This window comes from Paraburkholderia sp. BR10872, from assembly GCF_040965835.1.
Lineage (GTDB): Bacteria > Pseudomonadota > Gammaproteobacteria > Burkholderiales > Burkholderiaceae > Paraburkholderia > Paraburkholderia nodosa_A.
The window spans coordinates 138,420-163,134 of the sequence record NZ_JBFRCN010000002.1 but is presented as its reverse complement, the minus strand read 5'-3'; the positions used below and the strand labels follow the sequence as shown (position 1 = coordinate 163,134).

Below are 24,715 nucleotides of genomic sequence, written 5' to 3'. Positions count from 1 at the left end.
CGATGCTGGGCAAATCGATACGGAGATGACGGGATGAACGAGCTTCGGGGCCTGCAGTGTTTCGTGACACTCGCCGAGGAACTGAACTTCAGCCGCGCCGCGGAGCGTCTGCACATCGCGCAGCCGGCCTTGAGCCAGCAGATCCGCTCCCTCGAGGACCGGGTGGGCACGCAACTGATCGATCGCACGCGCCGCCCGCTGCGCCTGACGGAAGCGGGCCAGTACCTGGCCACCGAAGCGCGGCAGATTCTCGGCTCGCTCGCCGAGGTGACGCACGGCGCGCTGGAGATCGGCGTGGGCCGGCGCGGCTGGCTCAGTGTCGGCTTCACGCGCTCGTCGATGTACAGCGTGCTGCCGCCTGCGCTCAAGGCGTTTCATCAGGCGTATCCGCAGGTCGAACTCAAGCTGTTCGAAATGCTGACCGACGAGCAGACCGACGCGTTGCGCGACATGCGCATCCATATCGGCATTGGGCGGCAGCCGCTCGCCGTGCCCGGCTACACGACCTTGCCGCTGCTGCGCGAGCGGCTCGTGGTGTTGATGGCGTCGGATCACCCGCTCGCCAAACGACAGAAGGTGCGCATCGATGAGCTCGCCGATACGCCATTGATCCTCTACCCGAAGCATCAGAACGCGCAGTTCAAGCGCACGGTTCAGGCGCTCTACCGCGACGCGGGCGTGACGCCCTTCGTCGCGCACCAGGCCTATGAGATCCAGACCGCCATTGCGCTCGTGGCGGCGGGGCTCGGCGTGACCGTGGTGGGCGAGTCGGTGGCGCGTCATGGCCGCGCCGACGTCGTGGCGCGCCACCTCGCGGGCCCTGGCGCCGCACAGCGCACCGTGCTGGCCGCGACGTTCCGCAGCGACGACGCCTCGCCGCATCTGCGCGCGTTTCTCGAATGCCTGCCGCCGCCGCTCGCCAGCACACTATAAGCGCACGCTTATAGAAGCATAAGTATCGCGTCTTGGACTCGACGCCTCCCGCTTCTTATTATCGAAACTCAGGCGCCCTGTCTCGCGGGGTGCCGCCGGCAACGCTCACCGCTGCCGGCCGATAACTATGCAGCGACGGCACCGCCCGTCGCCATGAAGCGGAGACAGCATGAGTCACTTCGATGAAGCAGCAACCATGCGAAAGGTTTACAAGCGGCTCGTGCCGCTCCTTTTCTGCATGATGTTTTTCAATTATCTGGACCGCATCAATATCGGGTTCGCCGCACTCGACATGAACTCGGACATGGGCTTCGACCCTGCCGTGTTCGGCTTCGCGGGCAGCATTTTCTTTGTCGGCTACATGCTGCTGGAAGTGCCCAGCAATCTGTTGTTGCACCGCGTGGGCGCGCGCCGCTGGATCGCGCGCATTCTGCTCACGTGGGGTGCCGTTGCGGCCGCAACGGCCTTCGTCTTCAACGCGTCGAGCTTCTACGTGCTGCGCTTTTTGCTCGGCGTAATGGAAGCGGGCTTTCTGCCGGGTATCGCCGTGTATCTGACCTACTGGTTTCCGGAGCGCTATCGCGCCCGCGCCGTGGGCGGGTACATCATCGCGGGGTCGTTCTCGGCCGTGCTGGGCGGCCCGCTCTCGACCACCGTCATGACTTACGCGAATGGCGTGCTCGGCATGCACGGCTGGCAGTGGATGTTCATTATCGAAGGCGTGCCCGCCATGCTGCTCGGCCTCGTCACGCTGCGCATCATGACCGAGCGCCCCGCCGACGCCGACTGGCTTTCCACGGAAGAGAAGCAATGGCTCGAAGCCACGCTCGCCAAGGAGCGCGAGGCGCTGGGCGGCCATCGGCATTTTCCGCTGCTGAAGGTCGCGAGTGACATTCGCGTCTGGAGTCTCGCGTGTCTGTTCGGCTGCGCGCTGGTCGGCATTTATGGCCTGTTCCTGTGGCTGCCGCAGATCGTGAAGAGCCTGGGCCACCTCAACAACATCGAAGTAGGTTTCCTCTCCGCCGCGCCGCCGCTGCTGGGCGTGCTGGGCACGTTCCTCGTGAGCCGCAGCTCGGACCGCACCGGCGACCGCAAGTACCACCTCGCATTCGTCTACGGCATGAGCGCGCTAGCGATTGCGGGCAGCGCGTATGCGCCGAATCCGCTGCTCGCGTATGCGCTGCTTTGCGTGACGGGCCTCTTCATCTACGCGGGCAACCCGCTGTTCTGGAGCCTTGCCGCTTCGTTCAGAACCGGTGCGGCAGGTGCGGCGACGATCGCGCTCATCAACACGATCGCCCAGTTCGGCGGCGTGGTGGGGCCGTGGACCATCGGTCTCGTGCGTCACGCCACCGGCAACTTCAAGCTCGCGCTGCTCACCATCGCCGCGTTTCTCGTGGTCGCCACGCTCATCGCCATCGTGATGCGCGTGAAGCCTGCCGAGCGCGGCGCCTCGAACCCGGCGCTCGTCGGCCATGACGAAGCGACGGAAAGCTGACTTGATTCATCCGTACACCTGATGGAATTGCTACATGATCATTGATTGCCACGGTCACTACACGACTTCGCCGCCCCAGCACGAAGCCTGGCGCGCCAAACAGATCGCCGCGCTCAAGGACGGCACGCCGATGCCGCCGCGCCCGTCGATCAGCGACGACGAGATTCGCGAAAGCATCGAAAACGGCCAGCGCCGCATTCAGCGCGAGCGCGGCACGGACCTGACGATCTTTTCCCCGCGCGCTGCGGGCATGGGCCATCATCAGGCGGGCGCGGAGGCAAATGCGCTTTGGTCCAGCGAATGCAACGATCTCGTGCATCGCGTGTGCGCGCTTTTCCCGCAGCATTTCGTGGGTGTTTGCCAGTTGCCTCAAGCGCCGGGCGTGACGCCGGAAAACTGCATTCCCGAGCTGCGCCGCTGCGTGGAGGAACTGGGGTTCGTCGGCTGCAATCTCAACCCGGACCCCTCGGGCGGGCACTGGTCGGGGCCGCCGGTCACGGATCGCTCGTGGTATCCGCTTTACGAGGCCATGGTGGAGCTCGACGTGCCCGCGATGATCCACGTTTCGTCGTCGTGCAATCCCAACTTTCATGCGACGGGCGCACATTACATCAACGGCGACACCTCGGTGTTCATGCAGTTGCTGCAGGGCGATCTGTTTGCCGACTTCCCGGCCTTGCGCTTCATCATTCCACACGGCGGCGGCGCGGTTCCGTATCACTGGGGACGCTATCGCGGCCTGGCGCAGGACATGAAGCGCCCGCTCCTGAAGGACTACCTGCTCAAGAACGTGTTCTTCGATACCTGCGTTTATCACCAGCCGGGCTCCGATCTGCTCGCCAAGGTGATACCGGTTGAGAACATTTTGTTCGCCTCGGAGACGATCGGCGCGGTGCAGGGCATCGACCCGGAAACCGGCCACTACTACGACGACACGCGCCGCTATATCGACGCGATCGAATGGCTCAGCGACGCCGACCGGCAACGCATCTACGAAGGCAACGCGCGCGCGGTGTACAGCCGGCTTTCCGCGCAGATCGAACGACAAACCGCACTGGAAGGGATCACAAAATGAACCAGATTGGCTGGCGCGAAAACGAGTCTGCCCCGCAGGCCGGCGCAGCGACGCTCGCCGCGTTGCGCGAACTGCAGGTGTCGCTCCTGAGCGACAACATGGCGCGCTCGAGCGGCATTCTCGGCCTGCAGCCGTTCCATAAGCCCAGGCCGATGGCGGGCACGGCGGTGACGGTGCGCACGCGTCCCGGCGACAATCTCGCCATCCATCGCGCGTTCGACTTCTGCCGGCCGGGCGACGTGCTCGTGATCGATGGGGCGGGCGAGGCGACCCAGGCCCTGATGGGCGACATCATGTCGAGCTACGCGGAAAGCCTCGGTGTGCAGGGGCTCGTGATCGACGGCGCGATCCGCGACGTCGGCGCGATTCGTCAGCGCGACTTTCCGGTGTATGCGCGCGGCGTAACGCATCGCGGGCCCTACAAGAACGGACCGGGCGAAATCAACGTGCCGGTGACCATCGGCAGGATGGTCGTCAATCCCGGCGACATCATCGTGGGGGACGAGGACGGCTTGCTCGCCATCGCGCCCGCAGATGTGGAGGCCGTCATTGCGGGCGCGCGCCGGCAGGCCGAAAAGGAGGCCGCCGCATTGCAGGCGATCTCCGAAGGGCGCTTCGACCGCGCATGGGTGATGCCCCACATCGAGCGCATGAGAAGCGGCGCCTGAGGAGCCCAGGCGGCTCCAGGCGTTAAGATGCGCGCTGGAGCTTGTGCTCCCTCGCTCAACCGCAGACCCCTCTTGTTCCATGACCCGATATCTTGACGCTGCCGCGCTGCGCGAACTCGCCGAACGCGCGGAGCAAACCGACCCGCCGCCGTGTACCTGCACGAAGACGCCGCTGGATGGCTGGCAATCGCAGCCGCTCTCGCTCGACGAGCGGCAACTGGAACAGATCGGCACGCTCGTTAGCGCGGACGAAGCCGAACCGACCTTCGCCGAACATCTGCCTGGAGAGACGGGCTACTGGTCGGAGAATGCGCCGATCGCGCCCCGGTACTTTCCGTATAACCGTTGCGGCGTGTGGAAATGCACGCTGTGCGGACGGCTTTACCTTCGTTATACGGAAGGTGGCGGCTATTTCGTCGATCAGCGTATCCGTGCGTTGAAAGCGCGTTTGATCGAGGATGTGCCGCTTTGAACTTCTGATTCCCGCGCGCTTATATTCGTGGTGAATCAAACGGAGGTCAGGCTTTTCCCTGGCCTCTAATTCATTTCTGGCGGCTTGATCTTCGAATGACCGCCAATGTCGCTTTCGACTTCACAACCGAACCTTACATGCGTGTCCCGTTTGCGCGCGGCTCAATCGACGCCGCGCCAAACGCCGCATATCGATGTGCCCCCGCATCAAAACCTCCCACGACAAGCTAAAGCTCGCGCTTCAAGGCCCTCGCGGCATTGCAGTGCAGGAAATGGCGCGGCACAGCACGTCCGGATTCTTTTGCCGATCTGATCAATTCTGAGTTTCATTCCAGAAAAAAAGATGTGAACCGAAACTTACTGAGCGCGATGCTTCTAGTCCTCGATAAGTTTCTACAGCCATACATTCATAGGCGCTTTTAAATAGAAACGATCAATTTCTTTTGCTGTGCATTATTACCGCTCGTTGCGCATCCTTACGTCCATATCGAAGCCCGCCATTGCGCCGCTTCAAGAAAATGGATGACGTGAGCCGCGGCGCGATGAGGATTCATCGAGGCGCTCCCGCAGATTCCGATAGGCATTCGCGTGTTGATCCACTTGTTCTGTTGCTCAAAGGAGCCGACTGATGAATAAACCCTTATTGGCCTTTCTACTCGCGGCGACGGTGGCCGTTGCCGGTTGCGGAGGCTCGGACTCATCGAGTTCCAACCCGGCGTCGGCCGCGGCCACACCGTCTGCGCCCAAACTGCTCTCGAACATTGTCGTGCCCAATACGACGAGCCCGGCGTTCAGCTTCGATATCGGCTATGTCGAAGCGGGCCGGTACTATCTGGCCGATCGCAACAACAAGTCCGTCGATGTCGTCGATACCAAAACGAAAGCGCTGCTCGCGCAGATTCCGGGCAACTTCACCGGTGCGGGCGCGAGCACCGATGCGTCCGGGCCTGACGGCATCGTGGGCGTGACGGGAACGAATACGCTGTACGTAGGGGACGTCGATAGCGTGAAGATCGTCGACACGTCCGCGATGCAAACGGTCAAGACGATCCCCATCAGCACGTCGGGCTCGCGCGTCGATGAAGGCTGCTACGATCCCGACGACCATCTCGTCATGTTTGCGAGCCCCGGCGACACGCCGCCCTACGTGACCTTCATTTCGACCACGACGCAAGCTGTCGTCAACAAACTGGTATTCAACGGCTCTTCAGGCCTGGAAGCCTGCGTGTACGATCCGGTCTCGAAGAACTTTCTCATCAACAACGACGGAACCGCCGCCAACCCCGACGGCGAACTCGACGTGATCACCGCCAGTTCGGTCACGTCGGGCGCGCCTGCGGTGAGCAAGGCGTTTGCGCTCGGCAAATGCGGCCCCTCCGGCATTGCGCTCGGTCCCAACAGCGACGTGCTGATTGGTTGCGATCCTTCTGCGGGCGATCCGCTCATTACGCTGATCCTCGATCGCAATGCGGGTACGCAACTCGCGTCGGTGCCGTTCGGCGGCGTGGACCAGGTGGCTTATGATCCCGCGTCGAATCGCTACTTCCTGCCTGCGCGCCACTACGTCACGAGCGGGACCGCGGCGTCTTCGGGCTATACGCCGACCATGGGTGTGATCGACGGCGCGACGCGCAAGCTCATTTATACCGTGGCGGTGGGGACAGGCGCGCACTCGGTGGGCATCGACAGCAGCCTTGGTGAAGTCTTCGTGCCGTACCAGCCCGGGTCGACGGCATTCCCGAATGGCGGGATATCGGTGTTCTCGACGCAGTAGCCGCAAAGTTTCAGGCCCTGGCACACAGCCGGCGGACGTGAAAATCGTCCGCTGGCTTTTTCGTTTCTTCCGCCACTTCGGCCCAGCGCTCCCTTACGGTGACGACGTTTCGCACGGCGCGGGCTCCCGGACCTGTTCCAACATCATTGAACCGGCGCATGGGTGTTCGGGAACTCGCCAATGTAGTGAAGCTGTCCGTTTCGGCCGTGTCGCGCGCCTGACGGCGTGAACGAATCGTTGCCGCTCACCCTGCGGCAATGGCCCGAACTGCGCGATGCCGGCGAGCTGAATGCGCAAGCGGCAGAGTCGGGCGTGCAGGTGCAGTTGCCGTCGGGCGGCGGAGAGGTCGTGTTGCGCATTCGGGCTTAACAACGCGCAACGCGAGGCGTTGCGGACGCCATAAATGCGACTGGCCCGCCATCGCAACACACTGCGATGGCGGGCCAGAAGGCAACGACTACAAAAGCGCGGCTATTCAGCCTGGCAACTTACTGCGCTGCCTGACCGGCTTGCGACGAACCGTTGTTCACGCCGCCCACTGCGCTGTTTTGCGCAGCGACGCGAGCTTCGGCGGCTTGAACGTTCGCCGGATATTCATTGGGGTTCGAACGTGCCGGATTGAAGCCGGCCTTTTCGACCTGGACCATGTCTGCACGGACTTGCGCGCGCGTCACGGGCTGGTTCGACTGGGCGAACACGGCAACGGGAGCGGCGAGGGCGGCAGCGATAACGACGGCTTGGACGAGCGATTTCATGACTAACCTCCAGATTTACTTTCTTCTTGAACTGCCTACAGGGTTGTAAGCAGCGGTGAAGTCAGTGTAGGAGGGCCGGGCACTAGGGTAAATACCTAATAGCCGAATTCACTGTTTCCGCCAGGAGAACAATCCGGGCACGACGGTGGCACGAGCCAGCAATTCCCCGAACGCGGCGGGAGCGAATGGGGTCAGACTATGCCCGGCGCGACACCGACCGTATCGACGAACTCGGTCTTGCCCATGCCGCGCGACTTGGCCCGGTACATGGCGCTGTCCACGGCGCGCATCAAGGTTCGCGCATCGAGCGAGCGGCTGCCGCTGCCTTCCGTGAGCAGGCACACACCGATGCTGCACGACACGGTCACCGGATAGCCGCCTACGGTGCGCATGTTGGCGAGAATCGCGTGGATGCTGTTGGCGACGGTGAGCGCGTCGTTCTTGTCGTAGACGTGACGCGCCAGCACCACGAACTCGTCGCCGCCCAATCGTGCGAGCGTGTCGCCGCGCCGCATGCGGCGCACCAGTGCCGCGGCGAAGCTGCGCAGCAGTTCGTCGCCTACCGCGTGCCCGAAGGAGTCGTTCACTTCCTTGAAGCCGTCGAGATCGACGAGCAGCATGGCCGTGCGATCGACTTCGGCGGTGCGCGTAAAGAGCGTGCGCCCAATGGCCTGCTCGAGACGCACGCGGTTGTAGAGCCCGGTGAGCGGATCGGTCGAGGCTTGGCGTTCCAGCCGGTGGACGAGTACCGCCAGATAGATGGATGTCGCAACGATGCTGAGCGCAATGCCGAGCGCGGCCGTGATATTGGCGCCCCACCACGGTTGCCAATGCATCAGGCCCATGATGCCGACGAGCGCCACGAAGCAGGAAAGGCCCAGCATGCGCTGGCCATAGCGGCAGCCCGCGCCGACCAGAAACCAGAAGGCCACCCACAAGAGCGGCAGCGCGGCCGTTCCACCTACGGCCAGCGCGCCGGTGACGATGGCCTGATCGGCGAACGTGGCGAGCGTGAGGCGTACGAGCGAGCGCGCTGGCGCGACGGTGACTGCCACATACGATATGACGCCGAACGCCACATAAGCGGTGACCGCCAGAAGCGTTGCGTAGACGTGGGTCGAGCGATAGATCGAGCAGGCAACGAGGTAGGCGAGAAGGACGACGGAACCGAGCGTGATGCGCAGTACGGCCTGCTCCTTCTCTGGGTCCTTCGGAAATGCACGAAACAACGCTTTCCCGGGCCAGGAATATGTTTCCGTCTCGCCCATCGCAGCCCCCCGCTGTAATTCTGTATTTTGTCGCCCGGTAGTGTACCCCACACATACTGCGAGTCGAGGCGCTAAAAAAACGAAATTTCAGCTCGCAGGATGGCGGCGCGTGTGGCAATGCGACTTCGCGCCGAATGACCGATACTGTGACGCGCATCGCGTGCAATCCATCGGTTCCGAATACGCTCGGTCAATGCATTCAAGGAGGCGTCATGGGTAGGGAAGGTCTGGAAAAGCAGGGCATGTCGTGTGAGCGGCTCGCGCGGATCGAACGTTTTCTCGAAGAGAACTACGTCGCGACCGGTACGCTCGCGGGCACCGTCACGCAGGTATGGCGGCGTGGCGAACTCGCGCTGAACTCGGTGCTGGGTCTCGCCGACCGCGAACGGCGCACGCCGATGGCCGAGGACTCCATCTTCCGCATCTACTCGATGACCAAACCCGTTACGTCGGTGGCGATCATGATGCTGGTCGAGGAGTGCAAGATTGCGCTCGACGACCCCGTCAGCAAGTACATCCCGTCGTGGGAAAAGCTTGGCGTGTACGCGGGCGGTTTCATGGAGAGCTTCCAGACGCGCCCGAGCGCGCGCCCGATGCGCGTGGTCGACCTGTTGCGGCATACCTCGGGGCTGACCTACGGCTTTCAGCAGAACACCAATGTCGATGCGGCCTATCGCAAGCTGAAGGTGGGCGAGCTTGCGACCGCGGGCACGCTCGACGAAATGATCGGGAAGCTGGCCACGCTGCCGCTGGAATTCTCTCCGGGCGACGCGTGGAATTATTCGGTTTCCACGGACGTGCTCGGCTATCTCGTCGGCAAGATCAGCGGCATGGCCTTCGAGGACTTTCTGAAAACGCGGATCTTCGATCCGCTCGGCATGGTCGACACGGCCTTTTATGTGCCGCCGGAGAAGGTGTCGCGCTTCTGCGCCTGCTATGCCATCGGCGCGCTCGGCTCGAAGGTCGTTTCCGAAAAGGGTCCGGAGCTGCAGGACGATCCTCACACGAGCCCATATCGCGAGCCGCCCTCGTTCGTTTCGGGCGGTGGCGGCCTCGTTTCCACGGCGGCGGATTACATGCGGTTCGCGCGCATGCTGCTGCAGGGCGGCGAGCTGGACGGCGTGCGGCTCCTGGGGCCGAAGACCATCGAGCTGATGACCGCCAACCATCTGCCGGGCGGTGTCGACCTGCCGCGCCTCTCGCGCTCGATGTTCACCGAAGCGGCTTATGAAGGCGTTGGCTTCGGGCTCGGCTTCGCCACGACGATTGCGCCCGCATCCACGCTGATTCCGGGCAGCGCGGGCGACTTCTTCTGGGGCGGCGCGGCCAGCACCTTCTTCTGGGTCGATCCGCGCGAGGACATGATCGTGCTGTTTCTCACCCAGCTCCTGCCTTCGACTGCGTACCCTATTCGCCGGCAGTTGCGCACGCTCGTTTACAGCGCGATTACGGAGTGCGAACGCTGAGCGGCGCGCCTGGCGTTTGGCAATTGCATAAGAGGCTTGCTGGCGGGACTGCTGGCGGCCTCTTTTACGTTCCGCAATATCTTCCCGTTAATTGGAAGATAGGTTCCTGATATCAACGGATTCTCTCGCGATTCAAAGTGCGTAGCATCTGCCGCGATGCAAGCGGTGCATAGGCGCGCGAAGGCCCGCTCTCGAGCGGGCCGCGCGCGCTTACTTGATGAGTCCCTTCTGTCGTCGATAGACGTCGGTAGGCAGCCCGCCCCATCCCCAGTTTTCCGTTGGTACTTCTTCGATGACGACGAAGGTCGCCTCCAGCGGTTTGTTCAGCACGTCGAGCAGGAGTTGGCTCACGCCCTTGATGAGCTGCGCCTTTTCTTCCGCCGTGACGGAATCCGTGCCGGGCCGCGTGCCCTCGCGTGTAACCTGAATTGTGACGATCGGCATTTCGCTTTCCTCGGTGTTGATCGTTGCAGGGAGCGCCGGCCAGCGGCGCTCCCTCGTCGCCCGGTGGGGCCCCGTGGAGCGCAGTGCGCCCGTAGTGCGCCCGTAGTGCGCCTCTAGTGCGCCTCTAGTGGCCGGCGACCTGGCCGCCGTCGACGTGGAGGATTTCGCCCGTCACGAAGGGGGCAGAGTCGAGATAGAGGATGGCGTTCACGATGTCGCTCATCTCGCCCATATGCCCCATCGGATGCAGCGCGCCGAGCGCGGCGTGGGTTTCGGGCGCGTGCATCGGCGACTTGATGATGCCGGGCGATACCGCGTTGGCGCGAATGCCGCGCTTGGCATACTCGATCGCCAGCGAGCGCGTTGCGGCAGCAAGACCGCCCTTGCTCAGCGAGGCCAGCACCGACGGTACGCCGTCGATTGCGTGATCGACCAGCGTCGTCGTGATCGTCACGACGTGACCGCTCTCGTGCTTTTCCATCTCTGCAATGGCGAGCTGCGTGATATGGAAGAAACCGTCGAGGTTGGTGCCCTTGATCGCCGCGTAGTCTTCCGCGGTGTATTGCGTGAACGGCTTCGCCACGAAAATGCCCGCATTGTTGACGAGCGTATCGACGCGGCCAAAACGCGAGACGGCCGTTTCGATGACGCGGCGAGCCGTGGCCGGGTCGGCGATATCGCCGGCCACTGCGACGAGATCGCTATCGTCAGTCTGTTTGATGTTGCGCGACGTCGCGACCACCTTGTGGCCGAGTGCGCGGAATGCCCTGGCCGCTTCGGCGCCGATGCCTTGCGATGCGCCAGTGATCACGATGACTTTGGGGGATTGACTCATATGAACCTCGAAGTACGTTGGACTCAGTTTCTGATCGGGTTTGCTGCTCCGATGACGACCAATTTACGCATCCACGCCCCCCGTTTGAATACAGGACGCGGACAAACAGTTGTGAGTCGAAGGAACAAATGAGAGCGGGCAGGGGGCGACGGCGGACGGCGGAAAAAGTCATGCGAATGACGCTTGTGTCGATTTGGATAACTGATTAATTTGGGCGGACCTTCCCGCGTGAACCCTCACACGCGGTTGTCTGTGTAGCTCAGGAGGCTTGCGTGCGCGGATCGTGGTCGAATTCGAGCCTGATCCCGCCCGGTTCGTACACCATGGTATGGCGTTTCGGCCCCGGACCCAGGTTTTCCGGCGCAAATTCGATTTTCACGCCGGGCCAGTCGGACACGCGCGAAAAGATATCGTCGAGCGCTTCTTCGCTGCCTACGCGCAAGGCAAGATGATGCAGGCCCACATGGGTCTTGCGGTCGAACTCGACCAGGCGGCTTGGGTCGGTGACTTGCCAGAGGGTCAACATGACGTGACCGTCCGAAACGAACGCCGCTGGATAACTGGGTCTTTCGCCAACCTGTTTCCAACCCAGGCAATTCACGAAGAAGTCACGCGTGAGATTCAGGTCGCGCACAGTCAGTCCGACGTGATCGATGCCCAGCGTAAGCGGTTTGTCAGTCATGTTTCGATTCTCCTGAATAAAGAGTGCGTCGATCCCGCGTTCCGCACTTCACGCATCAAAACTCTGCCGAAACAATATAGCTGTGAAGATCGGCGTCGATTATCGCTTGCCGGTCACATCACTTTTTACACCGTGTATCGCGTCGCGCAGAGGGCGGTTGGGCGAGGCGCCGGCCCGTCTCATGCGGCTTCGGAAACTTTCTTGCACACATCTGCAAGGTCAGATATAGTCTGAATCAGATATCCAGGAGGGCAATCGATGAACGATCCCGTCAATGAAGATTTCGAGCGCACGCAGAAGCTGGCGTTTGTGCTCGGTCAGGCGCACCACTTGATGGCCACCGAACTCAGGGCAGGGCTCAAGGACGCCGGGCTGAACCTTCAGGAGCGCGGCATTCTGCTGACGCTGGCCGGTGGGAGCGCGAAGACGCCGGCGGCGCTGGCAAAGCTGCTTGGCGTCCACCCGGCCCGGATGACCCGCGTGCTGGACAAGCTCGAAACCAGCGGGCTCGTGGAGCGCGCGCGCAACGGCACGGACCGGCGCCTCGTGGACGTTTCGTTGACGCGGGAGGGCAGCCTGGCCGCGGCGCGAAATACAGACGTCGCGCCTGGCGCCTGGAGCGAGCGGCTCTCGCACTTCTCGAAGTCCGACTTCGACGCGTTGAGCACGCTGCTTTCCAGACTGCTCCATGGCTAGGGCGGCTTTTTTTTGTTCATTTATCAGACATGTCAGATAACGGCCCGTGGTTGACGGGACATTCGCATCCAGACGAGAGAACCTAACATGAATTCATCGACCAACCCAGGCGGGCCGCCCCAGCTGACTGGCGCGAAGTTCGCACTGGGCACCTTCGCCGTGGCGCTCGCCACCTTCATGAACGTGCTGGATTCGTCGATCGCCAACGTTGCGATTCCCACGCTCTCCGGTAACCTCGGTGTGTCGATCGACGAAGGGACATGGGTCATCACGCTGTTTGCCGCGGCCAATGCGGTGTCCATTCCGTTGACCGGGTGGCTGACGCAGCGCGTGGGCCAGGTCAAGCTGTTCGTCTGGGCGATCCTGCTGTTCGTGCTTTCGTCGGCAGCGTGCGGCATGGCCCCGAACCTGCTGACACTGCTGGTCGCCCGTATCGTTCAGGGCGCCGTGGCGGGGCCGCTGGTGCCGTTGTCGCAAGCCCTGCTGCTCGCTTCGTTTCCAAAGGAAAAGAGTTCGAACGCGCTGGCGCTGTGGGCGATGACCGCAACCGTCGGACCGATCGCGGGCCCGGCGCTCGGCGGCTGGATCACCGACAGCTACAGCTGGTCGTGGATCTTCTACATCAACGTACCGGTCGGCCTCTTTGCCGCGGGCGTGGTATGGGCAATCTATCGCGACCGCGAGACGCCGGCACGCAAACTGCCCATCGACAAGGTCGGGCTGATCTCGCTTATCGCGTGGGTCGCGCCGCTGCAGATCATGCTCGACAAGGGCAAGGACCTCGACTGGTTCAGCTCGCCGGTCATCTGGGTGCTCACGATCGTCGCCGCGGTCAGCTTCGTGTTCTTCCTGATCTGGGAATTGACAGAGGAAAAACCGATCGTCAACCTGCGGCTGTTCGCCAAACGCAACTTCCTCGGCGGCACGATTGCGATTTCGGTCGCGTATGCGATCTTCTTTGCAAACCTCGTGATCCTGCCGCAGTGGATTCAGGGCTTTCTCGGCTACCGCGCGGTGGATGCGGGGCTCGTTACCGCGCCTCTGGGGATTTTCGCGGTGATCCTCGCCCCCGTGATGGGCAAGGTCATGCCGCGCTCCGATTTGCGGGTGCTAGCCACCCTGGCGTTCGTGGGCTTCGCCGCCGTGTTCTTCATGCGCTCGAACTACACGACCGGCGTGGATGCGTGGACGCTGATTCTGCCGACGCTGCTGCAAGGCATTCCCACGGCGCTGTTCTTCACGCCGCTCACCGGCATCATCCTCTCGGGTCTGCGGCCCGACGAGATTCCGGCGGCCGCGGGTCTGTCCAACTTCGCGCGCATTTTCGCCGGCGCCGTGGGTACGTCGCTGATGAGCAACGCCTGGAACGACCGCACTATCCTCCACCACGCCCGGCTCGCCGAGCAGACGAGCGTCGAGAATCCCGCGTTCACCGGCGCCATTGCGCACTTGCAGGCGACGCTGGGCGGCGGCGTTCCCAAGGCCACGGCCTTCTACGAAAGCTCGCTCAACGCGCAAGCCACCATGCTGGGGTTGAACGACATCTTCTGGATATCGGCGGTGATCTTCGTCGTCATCATCCCGCTGATCTGGGTGACGAGGCCGGTCAAGGGCGGTGGCGCGGGCGCGGCAGCCGCTGGCGGACACTGAATTCTGCAGTTGAACCCGGTCCGGAGGGCCGACGAGTCTCGCGTGTTTTTCTTGACAGTATCTGATAATGCAGATATTGTGCCGTTCAACACGGAGGATGTCGCGATGGACCACTACACGACGAGAAATTTCATGCTTACGGAAAGTGTCGGTTTCAGGATCGTCAAGGCGCGCAATCTGATCGTCGCTGAGATGGATTCCGCGCTCAAGGACCTCGACATCACGGGCCAGCAAATGGGCATTCTGCTTTCGCTGAAGCAGGGTGTGGCGACCACGCCGTTCGAACTGTCGAAGCTGCTCGGCATCGATACGGGCCTCATGACGCGGATGCTGGACAAGCTGGAAACCAAGGGATTGCTGGAGCGTTCGCGCGACGCAGATGATCGTCGCGTGGTCAATCTGAACCTCACGCCAAAGGGACTGGAAACGGCAGCGCAGATTCCGGAAGTCGCGCCGCAAGTGTTGAACGCACGCCTGCGCAAATTCACCAAGGCGGAGTTCGCCGAACTGAACCGCCTGCTTCGCAAGTTCACAGACGACTGAACGGTGCGGCCGTGGCGCCGCGCTTTTTTTCGACCATTAATCTGATATGTCAGAAAATGAAATCTCAGACTTCTAAAGCAAGCATCGGTACCCATACGCTGAAGCTGGGCGTATCGGCGATCGCAATGGCCACGCTGGCGGCTTGCGCCAACTACGCGGGCATCCACAGCGACAAGCAGATGGCCCAGCCGCAACAGTTCGAGACGGCGCAGAGCCTGCCGCAGGAGCAGGGGCACTGGCCGTCTGCCGATTGGGTCGACCAGTTCGGCGACGCGCAGCTCAAGGCGCTGATTGCCGAAGCGCTGCAGGGTAGCCCGAGCGTCGAGCAGGCCAAGGCACGGGTGGCCCAGGCGCAGGCCTATAGCGAAACCGCGAAAGCGGGCACGCTGCCGCGCGTGGACGCCAGCTACACGCTCACGCGTCAGCAGTACAGCAGCACGGCGCTGATTCCGCCGCCGTATGCCGGCTCGTGGCAGACCGAGAACAAGGGGCTGCTCACTGCATCGTACGATCTCGATCTGTGGGGCAAGAACCGCGAGGCACTGCGCGCAGCCGTTTCGGAGACGGCCGCGAGCGAGGCCGACGAGGAAGTGGTCAAGCTGACGCTGGATACCTCGATCGCACGCACCTACAACCAGCTGGCGCGGCTCTACGCGCTGCGCGACATCGCGCAGGAAGAAGTCACGCGCCGCGAGCAGATCGACCGCATCACGGCGGGCCGCATTGCCACGGGTCTCGACACGCAGGTGGAACGCAAGACCGCGCAGGCGAACCTGGCGACGAGCCGCTCGCGGGTGAGCGCGCTCGACGGCAGCATTCTCACGACGCGCTACCAGCTGGCCGCGCTGCTGGGCAAGGGCCCCGACCGCGGACTCGCGATCACGCGGCCGACGCTCGGCGTGGGCGACGAGGTGCGTTTGCCGGACAACCTGCCCGCCGACCTCGTGAGCCGGCGCCCGGACATCGTCGCGGCCCGCTGGCGCGTGGACGCGATCACGCACGAGGTCAAGGAGGCCAAGGCCGAGTTCTATCCGGACATCAACCTGAGCGCCGCGCTCGGTCTCGACGCCTTCGGCTTCGGCCGCTTCCTGACCGCCGCGAGCCGCACGGCGTCGGTCGGCCCCGCGGTCCATCTGCCGATCTTCGACGGCGGCGAACTGCGTGCGCAGTTGAAGGGCCGCTACGCCGAGTTCGACTACGCCGTGGCCGCTTACGACCAGACGCTCATTGGCGCGCTGAGCGGCGTGGCCACGCAGCTCGCGCAGATCCATTCGAGCGACGCACAGCTCGTCGATGCCGAAACCGCGCAGCAGGCGGCACGCGACGCCGACCAGCTCGCGATCACGCAATACAAGGGCGGCCTGACCAATCAGCTCACGGTGCTCAACGCCGACGTCACGGCACTGAACGCCGACGAAGCCATCGCCAACCTGAAGATGGATCGCCGCGACGAGCAGATTGCGCTGGCTTCGGATTTGGGCGGCGGCTATGTCGACACTTCGGCCGATGCCGGTCACCACGCCGACCTTGCCGCCCAACCGAACCCTCAAACCAATTCCATCATTGCCGCCGCGCGTTGAACGGCATGTTTGCATACCCGTCAGGAGAACTGAAATGAGCGAAACGATCACGACCGACCGCGAGCCGGTGGATCAACTCGACGAGAGCAAAGGCGGCGCGCAAGCGACCCCGGCCAAGGACGACCAGCAGGCCACGCCCCCGGGCCGCCGCAAGCGTCTGATCGCGCTGCTCGGCGCCGTGACGTTGATTGCGGGCGCGGCGTACGGCGCGTACTACTTCACGGAAGGCCGCTTTTACGAATCGACCGACGATGCCTATGTGAGCGGCAATCTCGTGCAGCTCACGCCGCAGGTCACGGGTACGGTGGTGGCCGTCGACACCGACGACACGCAGATCGTGAAGCAGGGCGACCCGGTCGTGACGCTCGATCCGGCCGACGCAAGAATCGCGCTGGCCGATGCCGAAGCGTCGCTCGGCCAAACCGTGCGACGCGTAAGCGGCCTCTATGTCAACAACGACTTTTATGCAGCGAATGTGGCGCAACGCGAATCGGACCTGGCCCGCGCCAACGACGATCTGCGCCGTCGCACGGCCGTCGCGGACTCGGGCGCTGTGTCCGCAGAAGACATCGCCCACGCGCGCGACGCTGTGCAGGCCGCCCAGGCCGCGCTCGACGCCGCACGCCAGCAAGGGGCGGCGAATCACGCGCTGACCGATCGTACATCGGTCGAACAGCATCCGGATGTGCAGGCGGCCGCCTCGAAAGTGCGTGCGGCCTGGCTCGCGTATGCGCGCGATACCTTGCCCGCGCCCGTGACGGGTTATGTGGCGCAGCGCCAGGTGCAGGTGGGCGAGCGCGTGTCGCCCGGCACGCCGCTCATGGCAATCGTGCCGCTCGACGGCGTGTGGGTGGACGCGAACTTCAAGGAAGTGCAGCTCAAGCACATGCGCATTGGCCAGCCGGTGACGCTCGTTGCGGATGTCTATGGCTCGAGCGTGAAGTATCACGGTCGTATCGAAGGCTTTTCGGCGGGCACGGGCAGCGCCTTCGCGACGCTGCCGGCGCAGAACGCCACGGGCAACTGGATCAAGATCGTCCAGCGCCTGCCGGTGCGTATCGCGCTCGATCCACGCGAACTCGCGGCGCGTCCGCTGCGCATCGGCCTTTCGATGACGGTGGATGCCGATACGCGCGACGAGTCGGGCTCGCAGCTCGGCGCGGCGCAAAACACGCGCTATCGCACCGACGTCTTTGCACAGTACGACGCGCAAGCCGACGGCGAGATCGAAAAGATCATCAAGCAAAACGAAATGGCTGCACCGGCGACTGCGTCACAACCCTCGCCGCAACGTGTGGCTTCGCACAATCATAAGGGCAACGCGGGCTAAGGAAGGCTGGCTGCCCGGCCAGGCGCTTGCGCATCCGCTGCAAGCGCTTTGGGCACCGCCTCGCGCAGGTAGTCCATGAACGTCTTGATCCTGGCCTATAAATGCAGGCGAATCTGCTCGGCAAAGGTCCGTATCACTTCTTCGTTACGTGAAAGAAACATCCATTGTCCGATTCGCGTCGAAACGAGCAGTCCCGCTTCGACCAGTACGGCAAGATGCGCGGATACGGTGGACTGCGAGAGCCCGCTGCGCGCCTGGATGGCGTGCGCGGGCACGCCGTGGCCCAGATCGACGTGACCCTCTGGAAAGGCGTCGGCGGGGACCTTCAGCCACGCGAGAATGTCGCGCCGCAGTGGATTGGCGAGGGCCTTGTGAATACGGTTCGCGTCTATCATGGCGTTCCTTGTGCGCTCGCGTGCTTCAATGCGGCTGCATCAACAACGTTCTGGCGATGGTTCCCGCCGCGCTTTCCCCAAGGTCTTCCCGCACGATCGACAGTGCCAGATGAATGCCGGCGCTTGCGCCGCCCGACGAATAGAGGTTGCCATCTTTCAGGCAGCCGGGATTGGACATGACGTGCACGCGTGGATGTTCCGCCGCGAGGCGGTGAGCGTCGCGCCAATGCGTGGTCAGCCAGCGACGGTCGGCAACGCCGGCGCGCGCCAGCAGGAACGCGCCATTGGAAATGCAGGCCAGCCTGCGCGTGGCGGGGCCGGCGTCGCCGAGCCACGTCACGAGCTCGCGATGCTCACTCGACGAACTCACCACGGGAGATCCGGGCACCACGACGACGTCGAACGGCGCGCGCGTTTCGAACAGGCATTCCGTGGTGCCCACCGCCGTGCCGTTGGAAGACAGTACTGGCCCAGGCGAGGTCCCGACGAGGTGTGGTTCATACAATGCGCTGCCGAACAGGCGATTCGCTGCATGAAACACATCCATCGGGCCGCTCGCTTCGAGCAGTTGAAAACCTGCGTAAAGCATCATCGCGACACGCATGCGCCGTTACCCCGTGAACGCCTGCTCGACCAGCGCGGATTGCCGCGCAACGTGCGCCGAATGGTAGCCCGGCGCGGTCGATGCACCGGCGTCGGGACCGGCGTAGGCGAGCTTCGCGCCCGTTGGCAGGAGCTCGCGCAGCTGCGGCTCGACGAAACTCCATGCGCCCTGGTTGCGTGACTCTTCCTGACACCAGACGACGGTCTTCAGGTTGGGATAGCGCGCGAGTTCGGCGGCCAACTGCATTGAGGGAAACGGATACAGCTGTTCGACGCGGATGATCGGCGTGTCGGTCGCGTCCGCCCGGCGATGCTCGAGCAATTCGTAGTACACCTTGCCCGTGGCCACGATGACGCGCTCGACGCTGGATGCCCGCGACGCGTCGACCTGCGTATCCGGCAGAACTTCGCGGAATTCGCCCTCGCTCAACGCTTCGAACGTGCTGACCGCTTCAGGGTGCCGCAACAGCGACTTGGGTGTCATGACGACAAGCGGGCGACGATCGGCGGCGAGCGCCTGCCTGCGCAGCAAATGGAACAGCTGCGCGGGCGTGGTCGGCTGGGCGACGCGCATGTTGTCCTGCGCGCTCAACTGCAGATAGCGTTCGAGCCTCGCCGATGCGTGCTCGGGTCCCGCGCCTTCCTGCCCGTGAGGAAGGAAGAGCGTCAGGCCGCTGCGTTGCCCCCACTTGGCGGCGGCCGCTGCGATGAACTGGTCGATCACCACCTGCGCGCCGTTTGCGAAGTCACCAAATTGCGCTTCCCAGATCACCAGCGCATCGCGGTTCACCGTCGTGTAACCGTATTCGAACGCGAGCACCGCTGCTTCGGAGAGGATGGAGTTCGTCACGCTGAAGCGGCCAGGTGCGTTGCCACTCGCATCAGCGAGATGATCGAGCGGAATATAAACGCCATCCGGCCGGTTCATGCGCGTTTGATCGTGCAGCACGGCGTGACGATGATTGAACGTCCCGCGCGCGCTATCCTGCCCGCTCAGTCGAACGCTGATCCCATCGGCGAGCAGCGAAGCGAAGGCCAGATGCTCGCCCATGCCCCAGTCGAGTGGCCGTTTTCCCGAGGCCATTTCCTGGCGGCCGGTGATCATCTTCTTGACGAGCGGGTGCAGCGCCAGGCCTTCGGGAACGGTCGAAATCTGCTGCGCGAGACTGCGCAGCGCTTTCGTCGACGGGGCGGGGTGGGCCGGGCTGGGCGCTTCCTCCCGTGAAGAGACGGACTCCGAGCTGTCGGTTTCATTCGCACGCTTGAGCAGTTCACGCCGTTCGCCGACGTAGCCCTCTGCTTCTTCGGCTGTCAACACGCCTTGTTGAACCAGCTTCTGTGCGTAGCGCGTTCTCACGCCGGGATGACTTGCGATCGCGCGATACATTAGCGGCTGGGTGATGCCCGGCGTGTCCTGTTCTTGGTGCCCGAATTTGCGGAAGCACACGAGATCGATGACCACGCTGCGCTTGAACGCGGTGCGATAGTCGAGGGCAAGGCGCACCGCCATCGCGACGGCTTCGGGGTCGTCGCCGTTCACGTGCAGGATAGGCGCCTCGATCATCTTCGCGACGTCCGTGGTGTAGAACGACGAACGCGTGTCGCGCGGATCGGAGGTCGTGAAGCCGATCTGATTGTTGACGACGATATGAACCGTGCCGCCCGTGCCGTGGCCGCGCGTATAGGAGAGGCTCAACGTTTCCATCACGACACCCTGGCCGGACATCGCCGCGTCGCCGTGAATCTCGACCGGCAGAACCTCGACGCCGTCGGCGCTGCCGAGGAGCTCGCCCTTGGCGCGCGCCATGCCTTGCACGACCGGGTTGACGATTTCCAGATGCGACGGATTGAACGCGAGCATCACTTCGACCGGCCCGTCAGGCGTATCGACCGTACTCGTAAAGCCCTTGTGATACTTCACGTCGCCCGCGGTAAGTCGTTCGGGATCCTTGCCATCGAACTCGTCGAACAGCGCGCGCAACGGCTTGCCGACGATATTCACCAGAACATTCAGGCGTCCGCGGTGCGCCATGCCCATCACCACCGCGCGCAGCTTTTTCGAAGCGCCGTAGCGGACGACTTCGTCGAGCATCGGAATCAGCGACTCCGCGCCCTCGAGCGAGAAGCGCGTTTGCCCGACGTAGCGTGCGTGAAGGTACTTCTCGAGGCCTTCTGCCGCGCTCAGGCGTTCCAGCAGCAGGCGTTTCTCGGTGGCCTGCAGCGACGGCCTCGCCCGCGTGGATTCGAGCTGCATCTGCCACCAGCGCCGCTGCTCTGCGTCGGTCAGATGCATGAACTCGGCGCCGAGCGTGCCCGTGTAGGTTTGCTTCAGCGCCGCGACGAGTTCCTTCAGCGTGGTGTCGTCGTCGAACAGGAACGTGTCGGCAGTGCTGAAGATCGTCGCCATGTCCGCGGCCGTCAGGCCGTAGTAAGCCGGGGTCAACTCGGCGTAGGCGCGTGGCGGCGTCCACATCAGCGGATCGAGATCGGCCGTGCGCGTACCGATCATGCGGAACGCGGCGATCAGCGACTGTACCGCGACCTGCTTGCGTGCGAGGCCGAGGCCGGCGTCATTCGCGAGGGTAGTGTCGGCATGAGCGATCGCGCGCGGCGGCCGCTTCGCAAGCTCGACAAAGCTGGAAATGACGGGGGCGTGCGGTTCGTCGTCGCGATCGCTGCCGTCGATAGCCGGCGTTTCGCGCAGTGCATCGAACCACGCCCGCCATTCACCGGTGACCGCATCCGGGTCAGCCAGGTAAGTTTCATATTGCTCTTCGACGTAAGGGGCGTTGCCCCCGAAGAGGAAAGAGCTCTGACGTTCTTTCAACATGATCAATCTGCCTTTGGTCGGTGTGCGGTCCAACGTCGGGCGCAACACGTGGAATGATGGCGACAACGCCTTCCGGTCCGCCCGGGTTGTTTGCCCAGCCGCAGTCGTGAACACAGTCTAGTTATGCGGGGCAACGGGCGAAATACGCGCGTGGTGCCGCCGCCTGCCAACTAGTGGACGTTTTGGGCCACACTGCCGATTTGTTACACCGACGCAAAATACTTTTTCCGGGGGCAGACTGCATGCGCTAACGACGATGCGTTAAGCTGCGCCACGGTCCTGGTTGGGACACCACCTCTGAAGGTCACGGCATGAAAGTCGCCATTGTTGTATTCGATGGTGTGCAGGCGCTGGATGTTGCAGGCCCACTCGATGTATTCGCCGAGGCGAACACATTCCTCTCCGAGCATCAGCGCTACGAGGTGACGCTCGTCGGGCGCGAGGCGGGCGCCGTAACCTGTTCGAACGGCATGCAACTGGCGGTCTCGCGCGGCTATGCGGACAGCGACACGCAATGGGACCTGCTGCTCGTGGCCGGCGGCCCTCAGTTGCCCGACGTGCATCCGTCGAATGAGTTTCTGGCCTGGCTGCAAGGTCAGGCGCGCAGCGCGAGCCGCTTCGGTTCGGTGTGCAACGGCGCATTCGTGCTGGCGCATGCGGGGCTGCTCGATGGCAAGGAAGTGACGACCCACTGGTCGGATGCCGGGCGCCTGTCCAACGAATTCCCGCACGCCAACGTGCAGCCGGACCGCATTTTCGTGCGCGACGGGCGGCTGTTCACGTCGGCGGGCGTGACCGCGGGCATCGATCTGTGCCTCGCGCTGGTGGCGGAAGACTGGGGACACGAACTGGCGGTGCGGGTGGCGAAGCGGCTGGTGGTGTATATCCAGCGCGAAGGCGGTCAATCTCAGTACAGCCCGTATATCGGCGCCGGCAAGGACGAGGACCCGATACTCAGCAAGGTGTATCGCTACGTGAGCGAACATATCACCGATACGCTTTCGATCGAGGCGCTGGCGAGTGCGGCTGCCGTGAGCCGGCGCACCTTGTCGCGCATCTTCGCCAAAAATGCCAAGGTCACGCCCTCCGTATTCGTCGAGCAGGTTCGCGTCGACACGGCGAGAAAGCTTCTGGAAGATACGGATGCGCCGCTCAAGACGGTCGCATTCAAATGCGGCTTTCATAGCGCCACCCATATGCGCACGACGTTTTCGCGGCGCCTGAACGTTACGCCAAAACAATATCGCCTGCGATTCCGCGGGGAGGCGAGTGCATAGCGACGATTCCCTGGCGGAGCTGGCAAACGCCAATGCCGCGCCATTCCTTCCCGATATCATCGCGCCCGGCTTGTCGGTATTGTTTTGCGGGATCAATCCAGGCATGCGTGCGGCGGCCACGGGGCGCCACTTCGATGGCAGAGGGAACCGCTTCTGGCGTGTGCTCCATCGTGCAGGTTTTACGCCGCAGGAGTTTCGCCCCGAGAACGACCGTGAGTTGCTGCAGCATGGCTTTGGTCTGACTACGGCGGTCTCGCGCGCGACGGCACGCGCGGACGAGTTGTCGAGAGCGGAGATACAGGCTGCCGCGGCGCAATTCGAGTTGAAGGTTCAACACTACGCACCGCGATTTATCGCCTTTCTCGGCAAGATGGCGCTTGCCGAAATGTCCGGCAAGCGCGATATCCAGTGGGGTTTGCAATCCGGTAGCTTCGGCGGCGCGCGCGTGTGGGTTCTGCCGAACCCGAGCGGCTTGAATCGCGCATTCAGCCTCGACGCGCTCGTGGGCGCGTACCGCGAACTGCGTACCGCAGCTCAGTCGTCTTCAGTTGCCGAGTGAATGAACAAGCGGTTGTAGATATGGGGCATGCGCTTCGGAATGCCTCGTGGCGAGTTCGCGATTGCCTTGACATGGAACGCATTCGCCTTCGCTCGTCAATCCGCTCGCACATTGAAGATTCGTGTTGTTGCGCAGCGTTTCGGTGACGAACTCCACGAAGGAGCGGATCTTTCCACTCGTCCCGCGCCGTTCGACATGAAGCAGGCTGACCGGCGTCGATTCGGGCTCATAGGCCCGCAAAATCGGCACCAGATTTCCGGACGCGACTTCGCTTGCGGCCTGATAAGACAGCAACTGCGTGATACCCACGCCGTCTTCCGCGGCCGAAATGGCGGCGGGCGCCAGATTCACGATCAGGCGCGGCTGCAGCCGCACAGGAATCTTTGCGTTATTTTCGTAAAACGTCCACTCGAGCGGTTGGGAGACGCCGGTAAAGGAAACGCAATGGTGGCCGACCAGGTCTCGCGGATACATGGGCTCTCCATGCGCGGCGAGATAAGCGGGGGACGCAAAGGTCTGCCGCCGCACGGACCCCAGGCGCACCGCGAATGTCGACGAGTCTTCGAGATGACCAATCCGTATGGCGATATCCACGCCTTCTTCGAGCAGGCGCGTGGGACGATCGAGGTAAGCAGCGTTCACGCTGACGTCGGGATAGCGCAGCGTGTAGGCGTTGACGAGCGGCGCGATGAAGCGCTGGCCGAGTTGCACCGGGGCTGTAATCGTGAGCGTGCCCACCGGGTTGGCGAGATCCGTGGCGATGTGCGACTCAGCATCGCTGATGCCATCCAGCAGCTTGCGGCAGGCTTCAACGTAAGCGACACCCGCGTCCGTGGGCCGGACCGAGCGTGTCGTACGCGCGAGCAGCTGGGCGCCCAGGCGCGTTTCGAGCGAGTTGACCGCCCGCGAGACCGCCGCGCGCGATAAGCCGAATTTATCGGATGCGGCGCTGAAGCTGCCGCGTTCGACGATGGCTACAAACACCTCCATCTCACGTAATCTGTCCATCTTGACTTCCCAATCTGAATCTCTTGCAAACGGAAAACAACAGTAAAAACCGTTTGGCGTCTACCGTTGCCGGTTCGTTTTCAAACCTTCGTAAATCGTGTCTATCGCGATCAACGCGCGGCCTGAATGCCTACGCCGCGATTCTAAGCATCGTGTGCCGTCTGGTATCGCCGTACGACCTCAATTGGCCCAAAAGCGTGCAGAAATGACCCGCGCATAATCAGACAGGTTTGCGTTGACGCAGCGCATACGCGCCGGGCAGATCACGACCGGACAGCCTGGCAAAATTCTCGTACTAGATGGCCCAAAATCAGACCAGGCGAGACTTTAAGAAATTGGGTTCATCTCTGACAATAAAGCCGTCAGTGAACAGCA

At 63.1% G+C, this 24,715-nt stretch carries 24 protein-coding genes; 15 read left to right on the top strand and 9 right to left on the bottom strand.

Annotated elements, in window-relative coordinates; genetic code table 11:
- Nucleotides 1-33 precede the first annotated feature (33 nt).
- The 7 genes from AB4Y43_RS02755 (at nt 34) to AB4Y43_RS02725 (ending at nt 6,788) form a co-directional block, all read left to right on the top strand.
- Nucleotides 34-933, top strand: a complete 900-nt coding sequence (locus AB4Y43_RS02755; RefSeq protein ID WP_069265926.1) for a LysR family transcriptional regulator — start codon at nt 34-36, stop codon at nt 931-933.
- Between the two features lie 169 nt (nt 934-1,102).
- Complete coding sequence (locus tag AB4Y43_RS02750; protein WP_368683469.1) at nt 1,103-2,431, top strand: MFS transporter; 1,329 nt, start codon at nt 1,103-1,105, stop codon at nt 2,429-2,431.
- A 34-nt stretch (nt 2,432-2,465) separates the two neighbouring features.
- Nucleotides 2,466-3,506 (top strand): amidohydrolase family protein, encoded by a 1,041-nt coding sequence (locus tag AB4Y43_RS02745; protein WP_069265928.1) that lies wholly within the window; start codon nt 2,466-2,468, stop codon nt 3,504-3,506.
- Nucleotides 3,503-4,174, top strand: a complete 672-nt coding sequence (locus AB4Y43_RS02740) for an RraA family protein (protein ID WP_368683470.1) — start codon at nt 3,503-3,505, stop codon at nt 4,172-4,174. Before AB4Y43_RS02745 ends, AB4Y43_RS02740 begins: the two co-directional genes overlap by 4 nt.
- Nucleotides 4,175-4,253: 79 nt before the next feature.
- Nucleotides 4,254-4,646: a hypothetical protein gene (locus AB4Y43_RS02735; protein WP_069265930.1), complete on the top strand. Its 393-nt coding sequence runs from the start codon at nt 4,254-4,256 to the stop codon at nt 4,644-4,646.
- A 627-nt stretch (nt 4,647-5,273) separates the two neighbouring features.
- Complete coding sequence (locus AB4Y43_RS02730; RefSeq protein ID WP_342948950.1) at nt 5,274-6,419, top strand: hypothetical protein; 1,146 nt, start codon at nt 5,274-5,276, stop codon at nt 6,417-6,419.
- 225 nt (nt 6,420-6,644) lie between these two features.
- Entirely contained in the window at nt 6,645-6,788 is a 144-nt protein-coding gene (locus AB4Y43_RS02725) for a hypothetical protein (protein WP_368602458.1), read from the top strand.
- A 119-nt stretch (nt 6,789-6,907) separates the two neighbouring features.
- On the opposite strand, the gene AB4Y43_RS02720 is transcribed toward AB4Y43_RS02725, so the two are convergent.
- Nucleotides 6,908-7,174 carry a DUF4148 domain-containing protein gene (locus AB4Y43_RS02720; protein WP_069265932.1) on the bottom strand — a complete coding sequence of 89 codons (267 nt, stop codon included), beginning with the start codon at nt 7,172-7,174 and terminating at the stop codon, nt 6,908-6,910.
- A gap of 191 nt (nt 7,175-7,365) precedes the next feature.
- Nucleotides 7,366-8,403: a GGDEF domain-containing protein gene (locus AB4Y43_RS02715; protein WP_256094807.1), complete on the bottom strand. Its 1,038-nt coding sequence runs from the start codon at nt 8,401-8,403 to the stop codon at nt 7,366-7,368.
- 251 nt (nt 8,404-8,654) lie between these two features.
- Here AB4Y43_RS02715 and AB4Y43_RS02710 point away from each other — a divergent pair, with 251 nt between their 5' ends.
- Nucleotides 8,655-9,908 (top strand): serine hydrolase domain-containing protein, encoded by a 1,254-nt coding sequence (locus AB4Y43_RS02710; RefSeq protein WP_368683472.1) that lies wholly within the window; start codon nt 8,655-8,657, stop codon nt 9,906-9,908.
- Nucleotides 9,909-10,118: 210 nt separating this feature from the next.
- On the opposite strand, the gene AB4Y43_RS02705 is transcribed toward AB4Y43_RS02710, so the two are convergent.
- The 3 genes from AB4Y43_RS02705 to AB4Y43_RS02695 all read right to left on the bottom strand — a co-directional run bounded on the left by AB4Y43_RS02705 (nt 10,119) and on the right by AB4Y43_RS02695 (nt 11,869).
- Nucleotides 10,119-10,352, bottom strand: a complete 234-nt coding sequence (locus AB4Y43_RS02705) for a 4-oxalocrotonate tautomerase family protein (RefSeq protein ID WP_018442101.1) — start codon at nt 10,350-10,352, stop codon at nt 10,119-10,121.
- A 124-nt stretch (nt 10,353-10,476) separates the two neighbouring features.
- Nucleotides 10,477-11,187: an SDR family NAD(P)-dependent oxidoreductase gene (locus AB4Y43_RS02700; RefSeq protein ID WP_368602462.1), complete on the bottom strand. Its 711-nt coding sequence runs from the start codon at nt 11,185-11,187 to the stop codon at nt 10,477-10,479.
- Nucleotides 11,188-11,446: 259 nt separating this feature from the next.
- Complete coding sequence (locus AB4Y43_RS02695) at nt 11,447-11,869, bottom strand: VOC family protein (protein ID WP_368726982.1); 423 nt, start codon at nt 11,867-11,869, stop codon at nt 11,447-11,449.
- A 258-nt stretch (nt 11,870-12,127) separates the two neighbouring features.
- Here AB4Y43_RS02695 and AB4Y43_RS02690 point away from each other — a divergent pair, with 258 nt between their 5' ends.
- The 5 genes from AB4Y43_RS02690 to AB4Y43_RS02670 all read left to right on the top strand — a co-directional run bounded on the left by AB4Y43_RS02690 (nt 12,128) and on the right by AB4Y43_RS02670 (nt 17,668).
- Complete coding sequence (locus AB4Y43_RS02690) at nt 12,128-12,565, top strand: MarR family winged helix-turn-helix transcriptional regulator (protein WP_368726981.1); 438 nt, start codon at nt 12,128-12,130, stop codon at nt 12,563-12,565.
- An 87-nt stretch (nt 12,566-12,652) separates the two neighbouring features.
- Nucleotides 12,653-14,215 (top strand): DHA2 family efflux MFS transporter permease subunit, encoded by a 1,563-nt coding sequence (locus tag AB4Y43_RS02685; RefSeq protein ID WP_342948943.1) that lies wholly within the window; start codon nt 12,653-12,655, stop codon nt 14,213-14,215.
- Between the two features lie 105 nt (nt 14,216-14,320).
- Nucleotides 14,321-14,758, top strand: coding sequence for a MarR family transcriptional regulator (locus tag AB4Y43_RS02680; protein WP_342949097.1), 438 nt, complete (start codon nt 14,321-14,323; stop codon nt 14,756-14,758).
- A gap of 56 nt (nt 14,759-14,814) precedes the next feature.
- Entirely contained in the window at nt 14,815-16,338 is a 1,524-nt protein-coding gene (locus tag AB4Y43_RS02675) for an efflux transporter outer membrane subunit (RefSeq protein WP_368726980.1), read from the top strand.
- A 34-nt stretch (nt 16,339-16,372) separates the two neighbouring features.
- On the top strand, nt 16,373-17,668 hold the full coding sequence (locus AB4Y43_RS02670; protein WP_368726979.1) for an HlyD family efflux transporter periplasmic adaptor subunit: 1,296 nt from the start codon (nt 16,373-16,375) through the stop codon (nt 17,666-17,668).
- Nucleotides 17,669-17,763: 95 nt separating this feature from the next.
- On the opposite strand, the gene AB4Y43_RS02665 is transcribed toward AB4Y43_RS02670, so the two are convergent.
- The 3 genes from AB4Y43_RS02665 to AB4Y43_RS02655 are packed head-to-tail and all read right to left on the bottom strand — an operon-like array spanning nt 17,764 to nt 21,496.
- Entirely contained in the window at nt 17,764-18,063 is a 300-nt protein-coding gene (locus AB4Y43_RS02665) for a helix-turn-helix transcriptional regulator (RefSeq protein ID WP_069265940.1), read from the bottom strand.
- A 25-nt stretch (nt 18,064-18,088) separates the two neighbouring features.
- Nucleotides 18,089-18,655: a DJ-1/PfpI family protein gene (locus tag AB4Y43_RS02660; protein WP_368726978.1), complete on the bottom strand. Its 567-nt coding sequence runs from the start codon at nt 18,653-18,655 to the stop codon at nt 18,089-18,091.
- 18 nt (nt 18,656-18,673) lie between these two features.
- Nucleotides 18,674-21,496, bottom strand: a complete 2,823-nt coding sequence (locus AB4Y43_RS02655; RefSeq protein ID WP_368726977.1) for a 2-oxoglutarate dehydrogenase E1 component — start codon at nt 21,494-21,496, stop codon at nt 18,674-18,676.
- 311 nt (nt 21,497-21,807) lie between these two features.
- Here AB4Y43_RS02655 and AB4Y43_RS02650 point away from each other — a divergent pair, with 311 nt between their 5' ends.
- Nucleotides 21,808-22,773: a GlxA family transcriptional regulator gene (locus tag AB4Y43_RS02650; RefSeq protein ID WP_342948937.1), complete on the top strand. Its 966-nt coding sequence runs from the start codon at nt 21,808-21,810 to the stop codon at nt 22,771-22,773.
- Complete coding sequence (gene mug, locus AB4Y43_RS02645; RefSeq protein ID WP_368618697.1) at nt 22,766-23,332, top strand: G/U mismatch-specific DNA glycosylase; 567 nt, start codon at nt 22,766-22,768, stop codon at nt 23,330-23,332. Before AB4Y43_RS02650 ends, mug begins: the two co-directional genes overlap by 8 nt.
- Here the strand turns inward: mug and AB4Y43_RS02640 are convergent.
- Nucleotides 23,318-24,340, bottom strand: a complete 1,023-nt coding sequence (locus tag AB4Y43_RS02640; protein ID WP_368726976.1) for a LysR family transcriptional regulator — start codon at nt 24,338-24,340, stop codon at nt 23,318-23,320. The two genes, mug and AB4Y43_RS02640, sit on opposite strands and share 15 nt — an antisense overlap.
- Between the last annotated feature and the right edge of the window lie 375 nt (nt 24,341-24,715).